Origin of the sequence: Chromobacterium sp. CV08 (assembly GCF_051129845.1) — a bacterium.
In the GTDB taxonomy this organism is placed as follows: domain Bacteria; phylum Pseudomonadota; class Gammaproteobacteria; order Burkholderiales; family Chromobacteriaceae; genus Chromobacterium.
Map to the genome: position 1 here is coordinate 621,274 of NZ_CP150453.1, position 12,931 is coordinate 634,204.

Sequence of the window (12,931 nt, forward strand, 5' to 3'; positions counted from 1 at the left end):
AGGCAATGCGCGCCGCGGCGGGAGAACGCGCATGAGCGCCGATATGCCGGTTCCGGGCCTGTTCCGCGGACCCAAGACCTTGTCCATCATGCCCACCTACGCCTGCCCGGCCGCCTGCGAGCACTGCGCGTCGATGAGCCATCCGAAGGCCCGCGAGAACCTGACGCTGCAGACGATGCTGTCGGCGATAGACCAGGCCAGGGCGCTGGGCTTCTACAATGTGGTGTTTACCGGCGGCGAGGCCACGCTGCGCTGGCGCGACCTATTGCTTGCGATCCGCCACGCCAGCGGGCTGGGCTTTCCGGTGCGGCTGGTCAGCAACGCCCACTGGGCGGTCAGCGCGAAGAGCGCCGACCGCCGGTTGGATGCGTTGCTGGCGGCCGGCCTGACCGAGATCAATTACAGCACAGGCGACGAGCACGCGCGCTTCGTGCCGGTGGAGCGGGTGGTGGAAGCCTGCCTGGCCGCGGTGCGGCGCCGGCTCAAGGCCTGGGTGATGGTGGAATTGCGCGCGACGCGCGCGGTCACCGCCGCCTCCGTCACCGGCCATCCGCGCATCGTCGCGCTGGGGCCGGAGGACAGGGGGCTGATCGAGATCGTCGAAAGTCCGTGGATGCCGCTGGACCCCGGCCTGGTGGAGGACTACCCGGCCGGCGTCGCCGCCGACAACCACAATCTGAAGTCCTTCCGCGTCTGCTCCAATGTGCTGCAGACCTACACGATACAGGCCGACGGCCGGGTCGGCGCCTGCTGCGGCATAGGCATGCGGCAGATACCCGAACTCAGCGTGGCCGCCGTCGATCAGCCGGACTTCCTGTCCCGCGCGGTGGAGGCGGCCGAGAGCGATTTTCTCAAGCTGTGGCTGCATTACCTGGGGCCGGAGCGGGTGCTGGCCTGGGCCGCCGCCCACGACCCAAGCATCCGCTGGGAGGGCATGTACGCCCACCACTGCCAGGCCTGCGCCCGCATCTACCGCGACGAGGCGGTGCGCCGGCTGGTGCGCGAGCACTACGAGGAAATGATAGCCGAGGTCCTGCAGGCCGCCTGGCTGGACGAGCACCACGTGCCGGTCGAGTCGCGCCGCATCGCGGAGAGCCGCTGCGCCGGCGAGCGGCAGGCCCGGGCGGGGCGGCTAGGCGTGGCGGCCTTGCCCGGACATGATTAGGCCATCCGTTGTCGGATGGCCTGGCGTCTGGCATGGCCGGCCTGACGGCCGGCCATCCGGCGTGCGCGCCCAGGACAGTCGCTGGCAGCTTGACCGACGCCGGAGGGCAGGGCTCCCGGCCTGCGGGGCGTGGTCTGGTGAGGGCTGCTTGGACTGGATGGACGCGGGCGCCGGATTGGAAAATCTGGCTGGAAGAATGTCCGCGTGCGCCGCTATCTTGCTCTCCGTGGTGAGACTATCGGAACTGCTGACCTTAATATCGGCCGGCCGCGGCGAAATTAAATCATTGAACGCGTTACGCTTTGTCTCTGTTTGTAGCGGCCCGCGCGACCGGCGTCTTCCGTCGCCGGCCGCGTCGCTAACGGTCTTCCCGGCGCCGCACCATGAAGTCCCGGCTGGGCGAGAGCAGCGTCCTGCCCTGCCTATGAATCTCGTAGTATGTCCGGAAGATCGAGAATTCGTCCCGCCGATGCGTTCGGTTCCAGCTGATGTAGCTTGTGGCCGGGACCGGCAGCGGAAATTGCAGCTGCCCGTCGCCGGCGCCGGAATAGACTTGCGTCGTCACGATCGGTTTCTGCCCGATCGCCTCCCAGTGGAACAGCACCTGATCGCCGGCCTGCAGATTGCCGACGGTGGCCTTGTCGCCGCTGTCGAAGCGCGGGTCGGCGTCGTGCGGGAAGACTACCGGCAGCAGGCCCGGCGACGGCATGCGGCCAATGATCGGATAGGTCGCGACCGGCGAGCGTTCATTGCCCGCCGTGTACGACAACTGCAATGACTTGCCCGAGTACGGGCCGATGTGGATGTAGGGGATATCGACCATGAGCGGGACGATGCGGTCGTCGGGGGCGTCATGATCCTGGCGGAATGCCGCATGGTATTGATGCAGGGTCTGATGGGTTTGCGGATCGACGATGGCCAGTTGCAGCTCGCCCGTCGTCGGCGGTCCGCCTGCAATGCCGCTGTCCTGGACGATGGCCGAGAACACGCCGTTCGGACTGATGTAGTTGCCGACATCGACGGCGAAGCGCCCGACATAGTCGCTGGGGTAGACGTAGGCGGCCGGCAGGCTGTTCTTCCTGCCTTCGACGCATAGCGTCAGCGGCGGGCTGCGCATCAGCCCGTCGTTTCGGGTATAGCTGAGCACGATACGGCTGCCGGCGCCGGCCACGCCGGCGAAAGGCAGCAGATTCCAGCTGGCCTTGCCGGACGACAGCTCGGGCCAGGCGCTTGTGCTGGCCAGGCTGGCGCGCCGGATGGGGAAGCGGTTGCTCCAGTCGATTTCGAGACGCAGCTTCTGGCCGTTGTCGCCGTCTTTCAGCGGCACGCTGACCCGCCAGCTCGGGTCGGCGGCGTCCAGATCCAGCAGGTAGCGGCATTCGCCTTGCCGGCTGGGCGTCGCGCCGCTGATTTCCAGCGGCGGCAGGGCGCTGTCGGCCAGTTGGTAGCTGCAGCTTTCGGTGTAGGCGCGCCGGATCCTGTCCACTTGCTCGGCGGGGTAGCGCAGCGTTTTGGCCGCCAGCAGCACCGCCTGCGCCGCCTGGTCCTGCAAAGTGTTTTCCCCGGTCATCGCCAGGCCCAGCAGCATCGCCTTGTCCATCGCCGGGCCGCCTATCGCGTCCCGCGCCAGCATATTGCACGCGTTCCAGTACTGGCCCGAGATGTGGGGATCCTCGCCGCCGTTCGGCCGCGCGGCCGCGCGCTGCACATCGTCCGGATAATGGCGGCCGATATTCCAGTTGCTGGTCCGCAGCGTCTTCTTCTGCTTCAGGGCGCCCCATGCCCAGGCGAACAGTCCGTGGTATTCGGGATCGCCGGGCCGCCAGCGGCCGTGGTCGCGAAAGCTGCCGGCGGCGAAGTAGTCGGCGCTGCCCTCGTTCAGGCCGTCCTCGTCCGAGGTGTGGCCGTGGGTGGCCCAGTCGTACAGGCCGTGGCCCAGTTCGTGGATGATGACCGGACCGTCCTCGGCGAAGTCCGGCGAGTCCGGCAGGCTGCTGACGGCGCCGTGGGCGCTGCCGCCGCCGAAGCGGAGCTGGCCACGCCGCCCCCCGGCGTAGGCCGAGTCGGGCGCGGTGTGGACCTTGCCGTCGGCATCGCTGACGGCGCGCCAGCCGTGCGGATCGTACTGGACGCCGCCGGCGTACTGGAAGGGATGGATGGCCAGGCCCAGCGTCTGGTTGACGTAGCGCATCATCCTGTCGATGTGGAAATAGGCGTTGACGGCTTCGAAGGCCGGATTGTCGCGGGTGTATTCGAACACCGGGGCCGTCTCGCGCGGGCAGCTGTCGTAGTCGGTGATCGCGACGCAGTGGGCCCATGGGCCGACCAGCTGGTATCTGCCGTCGATGTCCTTGCTGATGCCGGGCAGCGGCACCCGCACGCGGGCGGCCTTCAACTGCGGCGAGTCCCGGTCGTGGTTGTTGACGTAGCCCGGGTCGCCGTAATGCGAACGCGTCGACGACAGCGGGTCGGGATCGAAGACATAGCCGCGGCCGGTGGACTGATCGTCGGCGCGGACGCGGGCGGCCGGTGTCTGGACGGGAGCCGTGCCGCCGATGCCGCCGATGTCGTTTTCCATCTTCTGCGCGCGCAGCACCGCGCCGCTGCGCTGGTCGACCAGAAGCTGCCACCAGCGACCGTCGTCGGCGCGGCCCTCCACCTGCCATGCCCGCGACGGCGCCTGTCCGGCACGGACGTATACCGTCTCCTCGAAGCGCGGAGACAGCAGCCGCGCGGTCCCTAGGTGGCGCCTGGCCGCCGCCAGCGCCTGGACCCGGCTCAGCTGCGGCGCGGCGGCGCGCCAGACCGGCTGAGCCTCGGGCAGCGGCGAGGTCTGGTTGCTGACGTAGACGACATCGCCGTCGTCGGTCATCGACACGGCGATGTCGGAGCCGAAGACCGGCAGGCCGGCATAGCGCTGTTGCAGGCGGACGACGGTGACGGTGGCCAGCCGGTTGACGGCGGTGACTTGCAGCAGCCGGGCCTGGCCGGCGGATAGGCCCAGCGCGGACAGGTGATGGGCGATGTATTCGCGCGCCATGGCCTCGGGCGCGGCCTTGGCGGCTCGGTAGGCCGGGGCGTGCAGCTGGGTGGCGACGCCGTCGGGCCGGTACCAGCCGTCGGCGCGCAGCCGCTGCGTCGGCGGCGCTTCACGCAGAGATCTGTCGGGGACGGACGGCGCGGCCGCGCAGGCGAGAGCCGGCGCCAGCGCCAGCAGGCAGATCGAGACAAGGGATTTTTTCATCATTCACACTCCTGACCAAGAGTCCGCACTGTGGTGCCATCGTCATGGCGCGGCCGGCGGCGTGGTCGGAATTAGGCGGAATCCGATTCGCGGCGGCCGCGGCCCGGCATCATGGCGATCGCCGCGATGTGCTCACCGGCACCCGGCTGATCAATACCATCAGGTCCTGGCTAGGAGACAGCAGCGTCCGGCCCTGCCGGCGGATCTCGTAATAGGCCCGGAGCCTGGAGTAGGCGTAGATGGCGCGGTCCCACCGCGTGACGTGGTTTGTTGCCAGCGGCGGCGCGGCGAATTGCAGCTGACCGTCGGCGGGGCCGGAGTAGGTCCGCGCCACCACGATCGCTGGCCGCCCGGCCATTTCCCAATGCAGGGACACCTCGTCGCCGGGCTGCAAGTGGCCGATCTTCGCTCCGGCGCCGATCTCCTCGGCGTTGGGATGGTCGATGTTGGCGAATGCCGCCGGCAAGAGGCCGGGCGACGCCATCCGCCCGATGATCGGATACGTCGCCGCCGGCGAGCGCGCGTCGCCGATGCGATAGGAGAGCTGCAACAGCTTGCCCGAGTAAGGGCCGATATGGGCGTAGGGGATGTCGATGCGGAAAACCGGCACCTGCTGGCCCGGCATCCTGTGATCCTGGCGAAAGCTCGCATGATATTGGTGAACGGTCCGGCGGCTTTGCGGATCGACGATCGCCAATTGCAGTTCGCCGGCCGTCGACGGCTCGCCGGGCAGGCGATTGTCCTCCAGCTGGACGCGCAGTGCCCCGGCGGCATTGACGTAGTTGCCGACATCGACGGCCAGGCGGCCGACGAAGGGGCTGGCCGCGAAGTAGGGGGCGGGCAGGGAGTGCCGCTTTCCCTCCAGGCACAGCGTGACCGGCTGGCTGCGTATCCGTCCGTCGTCACGGGTATAGCTCAGGATGATCTTGCGCCCGGCGCCGGCGATGCCCGCCAACGGCATCAGATTCCAGCTCGCCCTGCCGGGAGACAGCCGCGGCCAGGCCATTTCGATGGCCGGACCGCCGAGCCGCAGGCGGGACAACGGAGTCCAGTCCAGTTCCAGGCGCAGGTCCTTGCCGTCGTCGCCGTCTTTCAGCTGCACGCTTGCCGTCCACTGCGGATCGGCGGCGTCCAGGTCCAGCAGATAGTCGCAACCCATTTGCCGGCCGGGCGGCGCGCCGCCGATTTCCGCCGGCGGCGGCAAGCCGGCGATGCCGTAACCGCAGCTCTCCGTGTACGCGCGCCGAATCCCGTCCAGCTGCTGCGGCGTGTAGCGCAGCGCTTCGGCCGCTTTCAGCACCGCCTGCGCCGCCTGGTCCTGCCGGGTGTGCGTTCCGGTCATCGCCAGGCCGACCAGCATCGCCCTGTCCATCGCCGGACCGCCTATCGCGTCCCGCGCGACCATATTGCACGAGCTCCAGTATTGGCCGGCGACATGGGCCTCATTGCCGGCGTTGACGACGTCCTCCGGATAGCGGCGGCCGATATTCCAGTCGCTGGCGCGTTTTTCGCCGGCCCAGACCGCGACCTGGCGGTATTCGGGGTCGCCGGGCCGCCAGCGGCCGTGATCGCGGACGTAGCCGGCGGCGAAATAGTCGCCGACGCCTTCGCCCAGCCCCTCGTATTCGTAAGCCGACGGGGCGCCATGGGTCACCCAGTCGTGCAGGCCGTGGCCCAGCTCATGGATGACGACCAGGCCGTCCTCGGCGAAGTCCGGCGAGTCCGGCTCGTCGCTGACGGCGCCGTGGGCGCTGCCTCCGCCGAACTGGATCCGGCCCTCCTCTCGGGCATATCTCGCATTGGCCTCGGTGCGCGTCTTGCCGTCTTTCGGATCGACGACGCGCAAGCCGTGCGGATCATAGCGGACGCCGCCGGCGTACTGGTAGGGATGGATGTCCAGGCCCAGCGTCCGGTTGACGTAGCGCATCATCCTGTCGATGTGGAAGTAGGCGTTGACCGCGGCGAAGGCCGGATAGTCGCGGGTGTATTCGAACACCGGGGCCGTCTCGTGCGGGCAACTGTCGTAATCGGTCGCGGCGAGGCAATGCGCCCACGGTCCGACCAGCTGGTATCTGCCGTCGATGTCCTTGCCCAGGCCGGGCAGCGGCACCCGGACGCGGGCGGCCTTCAATTGCGGCGAGTCCTGGCCGTGCCGGTTCACGTAGCCCGGGTCGCCGTAATGGGCGCGCGTCGACGACAGCGGATCCGGATCGAAGACGTAGCCGCGACCGGTGGCCTGGTCGCCGGCGAATGTGGACGGCAACAGGCCCAGCAGGCAGGCCGCGGCTAGCATGGTTTTCATTGAGGTCTTTTTCAAAAACTTCCGGCGCCGGGTGGACGACGCCATGCATTCGGATCGAGCCTGGCGGCGGGGCAAGCCGGTCGGGCGGGCTTGGGAAGGAGAGCGGCGCGCCGCCGGCGTCCTGCGGAGGCGGCATCGCTCGATTCAGGCGTCTAGCCGTGGTGGCATGTCGTCGGACGGGGATGCAGGACGCCGAGCGGATCCAGCGGATGGCGCGGCGATCGCGTGCAATGGATGGCGCCGCTCGGATGAAGCGTGCCTCCCGGACGGTGCGTGCCCAGCGGGTAACGCCAGCCGCCGCGCAGGGCGGCCTGCAGCAGCGAGGTTCGGGCGTACATCGTCTGGCCGGCCGTTTGCGTGATGGACGGTTCGGCAACGGCCAGGCATGGCAGCAAGGCCAGTAGGCAAAGCAGATTCTTTCCCATCTCCATTCTCCTTCGGTTTCAAGGAGTCTTGACTATCCGGCGATTGCGACGCCGTCGCGGCGGGGCGGCGGCAAATTCAGCCGAATCCGATGGACAATCGCTGCGTACAGGTGGAACTGGGCGGTCGCTCATCAAGCGCCCTGGCTGAGGAACGGTTGCGGTGGCGGAGCGCTGTGTGAAACGAGGAGGAGTCCGAACGGGCGGCTTGCGCCGGCTCGGCTCGCCGGGGAGGGGCTTCGGACAAGAAAAAACCCGCAAAGCCCAAGGCCGTGCGGGTGTTTCGCGTTGCGGAAGCGGGTGGTGCCCAGAGTCGGACTCGAACCGACACGCCTTGCGGCGGGGGATTTTGAATCCCCTGCGTCTACCAATTTCGCCATCCGGGCGGCATCAGCGCTTCTCGCGAGAGAGGAGCAATCTTAACCTTGGCGGCGGGGTTTGTAAATGGTGGCCGCTCAGTCTTTCTTCATTTTCAGCGCGTGGTCGTACAACTGCTTGCGGTTGGCGCCGCTGATCTGGGCGGCCAGCGTGGCGGCCTGTTTGGTCGGCAGTTCGGCGGCCAGGATTTCCAGCGCGCGCAGCGCCTCGGGCGGCGGCGCGTCGGCGTCGGCTTCCGGCGGCGGCGCCGCGTCTATGATCAGCGCGATCTCGCCGCGCTGCTGGTTGGCGTCGGCCTTGACCCAGGCCAGCAGTTCGGCGGCCGGCAGCGTCTGGAAGGTCTCGAAGGTCTTGGTCAGCTCGCGCGCTATCATCACCCGGCGTTCGCCGCCGAGCTCGGCCACCAGGTCCTCCAGCGCGTCGACGATACGGTGCGGCGCCTCGTAGCAGACGGTCAGGTGGGGCGCCGCCAGCCATTGGCGCAGCGTCTTGCGGCGCTCGCCGCTCTTCGGCGGCAAAAAGCCGTGGAACAGGAAGGCGGGGGCGGTGAAGCCGCTGGCCGACAGCGCGGCGACGACGGCGCTGGCGCCGGGCAGCGGCCGTACCGGGTGGCCGGCGGCGCGCACCGCCTCGACCAGCCGCGCGCCGGGGTCGGACACCGCCGGCGTGCCGGCGTCGGACACCTGGACCACGATCTGGCCCTCGCCCAGCCAGCGCGCCACCTGTTCCGCCATCGCGCGCTCGTTGTGCTCGCGCAGGCTGACCAGCCGCTTGGCGCGGATGCCGTAGGCGGACAGCAGCTGGCCGGTGACGCGGGTGTCCTCGGCGCAGACGACGTCGGCCGCCTCGAACGCCGCCAGCGCGCGGGCGCTGATGTCGGCCAGATTTCCAATGGGCGTGGCCACCACATATAATGTGCCGTTATGGAAACTTTCCCTGGCGGCATCGATCAGGTGGGCGAACGAGGTATGCAAAGACTGACTCCGCTGTTGTTGGTTGGCGTCCTGTTGACGTGGCTGACGCCGGCCATGGCGCAAACCCCAGACTATATCATCCAAAGCAACAGCGCGCCGATGCGGGCGCTGGAGCGGCCTCCGGGCCAGACGCCGCGCCTGGCCCCGGTCCGGCCCGCGGCGGAGGCCGCGGCGCCGTCCCAGCCGGCCGGCGCGTCGGCCGGCGCGTCGGCCGGCGCGTCGGCCGCCCGGACCGGCGGGCGCGGCAAGCTGCGCATAGGCGTCATCCTGCCGGTGGAGACCTCGGCGCTGGGCGAGGCGGCGGCGGTGGTGCGCAGCGGCGTCGAGGCCGCCGCCCAAGTCGACCAGAACGCCGAGCTCTACAGCGTGGACGCCAGCACCGACAACGTCGTGCAGCGCTACCGCGCCGCGGTGGCCGACGGCGTCAACGTGGTGATCGGCCCGCTGTCGCGCGAGGCGATCGCCCAGCTGGCGCCGGCGGTGACGGTGCCGACGCTGGCGCTGAACTCCATCGGTCGCGAGGTGGCGCCGAATCCCAAGCTCTATTCGCTGTCGCTGATCGTCGAGGGCGAGGCGCGCCAGCTGGCGCAGCTGATGCGCGCCGACGGCCGCGCCAATCCGATGCTGGTGGTCGGCACCGACGCGTTGTCGCAGCGCTTGGCCCGCGCCTTCGCCGACGAGTGGCGCAGGCTGGGCGGCAAGGATGTGCTGCAGCGACCGTTCGACGGCAACGATCTGCCGGCGCTGCTGGCGGCCAGCGGCCAGGCCGACGCGCTGGCCCTGGCGCTGGACGCATCGCAGGCCGGCAGGCTGAAGGCCGCGCTGACGCCCGACATGCCGGTCTACGGCACGTCGCAGCTGAATATCGGCGGCAGCCAGCCAGAATTGGCCGGCGTGCGCTTCATCGACATGCCGTGGTTCCTGATGCCGGACCATCCGGCGGTGAAGCGCTATCCGCGGCCGGCCACGGCGCTGACGACGCAGACCGAGCGGCTGTACGCGCTGGGCATAGACGCCTACCGGCTGGCGGTGCTGCTGGCGACCGCCCGTCCGGGTGCGGCGGTGAAGCTGGACGGCGTCAGCGGCGATCTGAAGCTGGGCCGCGACCGCGTGTTCGAGCGCCAGCTGCCGGCCGGGCTGATGGGCGGCAACGCGCTGCAATGAACCAGGCCGGCCGCGACGCCGAAGACCGCGCGTTGGCGCTGCTGCAGGCCGCCGGCCTGCGACTGGTGGCGCGCAACTGGCATTGCCGCGGCGGCGAGATCGACCTGATCATGCGCGACGGCGCCTCGCTGGTCTTCGTCGAGGTCCGCCATCGCGGAGGCGACCGCTTCGGCGGCGCCGCCGACAGCATCACCGCGGCCAAGCAAAGGAAACTGACGCTGGCCGCGGAAGTCTATCTAAGCAGTCACCATCTCGACCTGCCCTGCCGCTTCGACGCGGTGGTCAGCGTCGGCGGCGCCGCGCCGCAGTGGCTGAAGAACGTGTTTACGCAGTAATTCGATAAAGGGGATTCCCCAATGGATTTGATCGACCGGGTGGCCAGCCATTTCCTGGAAAGCATCGCGGCCAAGCAGGAGGCGATGGAGCTGTTGTCGCCGGGCGTGGCGGCGGCGGCGGAGCGGATGGTGGCCTGCCTGATGAACGAGGGCAAGATTCTGGCCTGCGGCAACGGCGGCTCGGCCGCCGACGCCCAGCATTTCGCCGCCGAGATGGTGGGGCGTTTCGAGAAGGAGCGGCCGGGCCTGGCGGCGATTTCGCTGGCCACCGACACCTCGGGGCTGACCGCCATCGGCAATGATTACGACTTCGACATGGTGTTTTCCAAGCAGGTGAGGGCGCTGGGCCATACCAACGACCTGCTGCTGGCGATTTCCACGTCGGGCAATTCCGCCAATGTGATCGAGGCGGTCTACGCCGCCCACGAGCGCGGCATGAGCGTGATCGCGCTGACCGGAAAGGACGGCGGCAAGATTACTGAAATACTGTCGCCGGAAGATATACATCTTAACGTGCCGTCGCTGCGCACCTGCCGGATCCAGGAAGTCCACATCCTGCTGATCCACGCGCTGTGCGACGCCATTGACTGCATGCTGTTGGGAGGGGAATGAAATGAAGCGTACCGTATTGACCTTGTTGCTGGCGGCGGGCGTCGCCAGCGCCTTGAGCGGTTGCGTCGGCCTGGTGGCCGCGGGCGCCGCCGGCGGCGCGCTGGTGGCGTCGGACCGACGCACCAGCGGCGCCTATGTCGACGACCAGGCGATCGAATTGAAGTCGGGCGAGCAGATCGCCAGCCGGCTGCCGTCGGCCCACGTCAACCGTACCAGCTTCAATCGCGCGGTGCTGCTGACCGGCGAGGTGCCGAACGACGAGGCCCGCCAGCAGGCCGAGCTGATCGTGCGCGGCCTGCCCAATGTGCGCCGCGTGTACAACTACACGACGGTGAGCCCGGTGTCCGGTTTCTCCGAGCGCAGCAACGACACCTGGATCACCAGCAAGGTGCGCACCCGGCTGCTGGACGGCAAGGGCGTCAACCCGAACAACATCAAGGTGGTGACCGAGCGCGGCGTGGTCTACCTGCTGGGTCTGGTGACCCAGGGCGAGGGCGCCGAGGCGGCCCGCGTGGTCAGCGAGACCGCCGGCGTGCAGAAGGTGGTGACGCTGTTCGAGTACATCCAGGATGTGACGCCGGCGCAGTAAGCGCGAGGTGGCAAGGCGGCGGTCCATGCGGGCCGCCGCTTTTTTTGCGGGGCGCGTCGGTCCAGCTGAGTGATGAAACGAGAGAGAAAAAATGAAAAACAAGTTGTGGCTATTGTTGGCCTTGCTGCCGGGTTTGGTTTGGGCGGACTGCGGGGCTGGGGCGAAGACGGTGTTCGCCTGTACGACCAAGGTCGGCAAGAAGGTGGAGCTGTGCGATGCGGGCAAGACTATTCGATATGCTTTTGGCAAGCCCGGCGCGCCGGAAATCGCGCTGAGCGTGGAGCGCAAGCGCGCGAGCACGGGGCAGTGGACCGGCGTGGGGTCGCCGTCCTATACCGTGAATGTGCCGAACGGTGATACGGTTTATACCGTTTTCTGGGGCTTTGACAGGAATGCCGACGATCAGCCAATTGAGGCTGGTGTGCATGTGTATGTGAAGGACAAATGGCTGGCCACGGTGAGCTGTTCCGGCAAGAAGCCGATCGTGCAGAACATCGAGGACATCCAGCTGCCAGCCGAGAAAATCTAGGCGGGCCATCGTCAGAGCGTGTCGGTCTGCGGCACCAGCAGGTCGGCGCACAGCACGTGCATGCACTCGTCTATCTCTATCGCCATCGACATCGTCACGCAGGAGCGCGGGTCGGTCATCGACAGGTAGGGCTCGCTCATGTACAGCACGCCGGGCTGGTCGACCGCGTGCTGGAAGTAGCTGCGGCGGGACCAGACCGCGCCGGTGGTGTCGGCCAGCGGCGCGAAGCGCGGGTCCAGGCTGGCCGCCGACTGACGGCTGCTGAGGTTGCGGCCTATCTGCCGGCCTTCGCTGTCCAGCAGGAAGCAGCGGATCACGTCGGGCAGCGACAGCATCGGTTTGGCGGCGAGGTCGAACGGCGTGCCCTGCATCAGCGAGATCGCGCTCTGGACGAAGCATTGCCGCGCCAGCTCGATCTGGCGGCGGGTCAGCTTGCGCTTCAGCAGCGCGTGCGCCATCAGTTCGTCCCAGCGCTCGTCGAGCTTGGGCGTGATGATGTCGTCGCCTTCCGGCTCCTCGGCCGGATGGGCGATGAAATAGCCCTGGATCAGGTCGCAGCCGGAATCCATCGCCACCAGCACGTCGCGCTCGGTCTCTATCCCTTCCACCACCACCAGTGCACCGATTTCGTGCATCAGGCGCACCAAGCGCGTCAGCAGGCTGCGGCTGCGCGGTTGAACGATGGCGTTGCGCAGCAGCTGGCGGTCGAACTTGACCAGGCCCGGCTCAAGCTGGCACACCCGCTCCAGATTGGAATGGCCGACGCCGAAGTCGTCGATGGCGATCATGAAGCCGTTGTTCTTCAGGATGTTGACGCCCTCGATCAGCGCCTCGTCCACCTCCAGCACGTGCTCCAGCACTTCCAGCACCACCGAGTGGGGCGGCAGGCCGGCCTGGCGGATATTGTTGACCAGCGCCATCGCCCGGTCCGGCCGCGACAGCGAGGCGGCGTCGATATTGAGGAAGAGCCAGCGCGGCTTGCCCGACTGCAGCGCGTTGAAGCGTTGGATGTGGGCCTGGCACACGGCCAGGTCCAGCTGATGGCGGCGTTCCGGCGACACGGCGGTGTAGAAGGCCTCGGCCGGACTGAGCGCGGTATTGCCCTGCTCGGCACGCAGCAACGCCTCCACGCCTATGCTGCGCCGGTGCGCCAGGCTGTAGACCGGTTGGAAGTGGCTGCCGATTTTCAGGCCGGCGTGCTCGAAAACTGTCATCGG

11 protein-coding genes and 1 tRNA gene are annotated in these 12,931 nt (G+C 68.3%); 6 read left to right on the forward strand and 6 right to left on the reverse strand.

Features of this window, described 5'->3' with window-relative positions; all coding sequences use genetic code 11:
• Positions 1–31 precede the first annotated feature (31 nt).
• Complete coding sequence (locus tag WNM05_RS03025) at positions 32–1,165, forward strand: radical SAM protein (RefSeq protein ID WP_434632406.1); 1,134 nt, start codon at positions 32–34, stop codon at positions 1,163–1,165.
• Positions 1,166–1,523: 358 nt separating this feature from the next.
• Here the strand turns inward: WNM05_RS03025 and WNM05_RS03030 are convergent, their stop codons facing one another.
• From WNM05_RS03030 to rsmI, 5 genes are all read right to left on the reverse strand, one after another.
• On the reverse strand, positions 1,524–4,409 hold the full coding sequence (locus tag WNM05_RS03030) for a hypothetical protein (RefSeq protein ID WP_434632409.1): 2,886 nt from the start codon (positions 4,407–4,409) through the stop codon (positions 1,524–1,526).
• Between the two features lie 109 nt (positions 4,410–4,518).
• Complete coding sequence (locus WNM05_RS03035; RefSeq protein WP_434632412.1) at positions 4,519–6,711, reverse strand: hypothetical protein; 2,193 nt, start codon at positions 6,709–6,711, stop codon at positions 4,519–4,521.
• A 152-nt stretch (positions 6,712–6,863) separates the two neighbouring features.
• Positions 6,864–7,136 (reverse strand): hypothetical protein, encoded by a 273-nt coding sequence (locus WNM05_RS03040; RefSeq protein ID WP_434632415.1) that lies wholly within the window; start codon positions 7,134–7,136, stop codon positions 6,864–6,866.
• Between the two features lie 298 nt (positions 7,137–7,434).
• Positions 7,435–7,519 (reverse strand) — tRNA-Leu (locus WNM05_RS03045).
• A gap of 69 nt (positions 7,520–7,588) precedes the next feature.
• Positions 7,589–8,485, reverse strand: coding sequence for a 16S rRNA (cytidine(1402)-2'-O)-methyltransferase (gene rsmI, locus WNM05_RS03050; protein ID WP_434632417.1), 897 nt, complete (start codon positions 8,483–8,485; stop codon positions 7,589–7,591).
• On the opposite strand from rsmI, the gene WNM05_RS03055 reads away from it, so the two are divergent.
• The 5 genes from WNM05_RS03055 to WNM05_RS03075 all read left to right on the forward strand — a co-directional run bounded on the left by WNM05_RS03055 (position 8,480) and on the right by WNM05_RS03075 (position 11,714).
• On the forward strand, positions 8,480–9,649 hold the full coding sequence (locus tag WNM05_RS03055; protein WP_434632420.1) for a penicillin-binding protein activator: 1,170 nt from the start codon (positions 8,480–8,482) through the stop codon (positions 9,647–9,649). The two genes, rsmI and WNM05_RS03055, sit on opposite strands and share 6 nt — an antisense overlap.
• Entirely contained in the window at positions 9,646–9,984 is a 339-nt protein-coding gene (locus WNM05_RS03060; RefSeq protein WP_434632423.1) for a YraN family protein, read from the forward strand. The genes WNM05_RS03055 and WNM05_RS03060 overlap by 4 nt, the downstream gene beginning before the upstream one ends.
• Before the next feature lie 21 nt (positions 9,985–10,005).
• Complete coding sequence (locus WNM05_RS03065) at positions 10,006–10,596, forward strand: phosphoheptose isomerase (RefSeq protein WP_101710516.1); 591 nt, start codon at positions 10,006–10,008, stop codon at positions 10,594–10,596.
• A 1-nt stretch (position 10,597) separates the two neighbouring features.
• Complete coding sequence (locus WNM05_RS03070) at positions 10,598–11,185, forward strand: BON domain-containing protein (RefSeq protein ID WP_434632426.1); 588 nt, start codon at positions 10,598–10,600, stop codon at positions 11,183–11,185.
• A gap of 91 nt (positions 11,186–11,276) precedes the next feature.
• Complete coding sequence (locus tag WNM05_RS03075) at positions 11,277–11,714, forward strand: hypothetical protein (protein ID WP_221662693.1); 438 nt, start codon at positions 11,277–11,279, stop codon at positions 11,712–11,714.
• A gap of 11 nt (positions 11,715–11,725) precedes the next feature.
• Here the strand turns inward: WNM05_RS03075 and WNM05_RS03080 are convergent, their stop codons facing one another.
• Positions 11,726–12,928, reverse strand: coding sequence for a sensor domain-containing phosphodiesterase (locus WNM05_RS03080; protein WP_434632429.1), 1,203 nt, complete (start codon positions 12,926–12,928; stop codon positions 11,726–11,728).
• Between the last annotated feature and the right edge of the window lie 3 nt (positions 12,929–12,931).

Excerpts from the sequence above, each read along its gene's own strand:
- WNM05_RS03040 (WP_434632415.1), bottom strand. The coding sequence starts at position 7,136 with ATGGGAAAGAATCTGCTTTGCCTACTGGCCTTGCTGCCATGCCTGGCC.
- WNM05_RS03070 (WP_434632426.1), top strand. The coding sequence starts at position 10,598 with ATGAAGCGTACCGTATTGACCTTGTTGCTGGCGGCGGGCGTCGCCAGC.
- WNM05_RS03060 (WP_434632423.1), top strand. The coding sequence starts at position 9,646 with ATGAACCAGGCCGGCCGCGACGCCGAAGACCGCGCGTTGGCGCTGCTG.
- WNM05_RS03030 (WP_434632409.1), bottom strand. The coding sequence starts at position 4,409 with ATGAAAAAATCCCTTGTCTCGATCTGCCTGCTGGCGCTGGCGCCGGCT.
- WNM05_RS03025 (WP_434632406.1), top strand. The coding sequence starts at position 32 with ATGAGCGCCGATATGCCGGTTCCGGGCCTGTTCCGCGGACCCAAGACC.
- WNM05_RS03035 (WP_434632412.1), bottom strand. The coding sequence starts at position 6,711 with ATGAAAACCATGCTAGCCGCGGCCTGCCTGCTGGGCCTGTTGCCGTCC.
- WNM05_RS03075 (WP_221662693.1), top strand. The coding sequence starts at position 11,277 with ATGAAAAACAAGTTGTGGCTATTGTTGGCCTTGCTGCCGGGTTTGGTT.
- WNM05_RS03065 (WP_101710516.1), top strand. The coding sequence starts at position 10,006 with ATGGATTTGATCGACCGGGTGGCCAGCCATTTCCTGGAAAGCATCGCG.
- WNM05_RS03055 (WP_434632420.1), top strand. The coding sequence starts at position 8,480 with ATGCAAAGACTGACTCCGCTGTTGTTGGTTGGCGTCCTGTTGACGTGG.
- WNM05_RS03080 (WP_434632429.1), bottom strand. The coding sequence starts at position 12,928 with ATGACAGTTTTCGAGCACGCCGGCCTGAAAATCGGCAGCCACTTCCAA.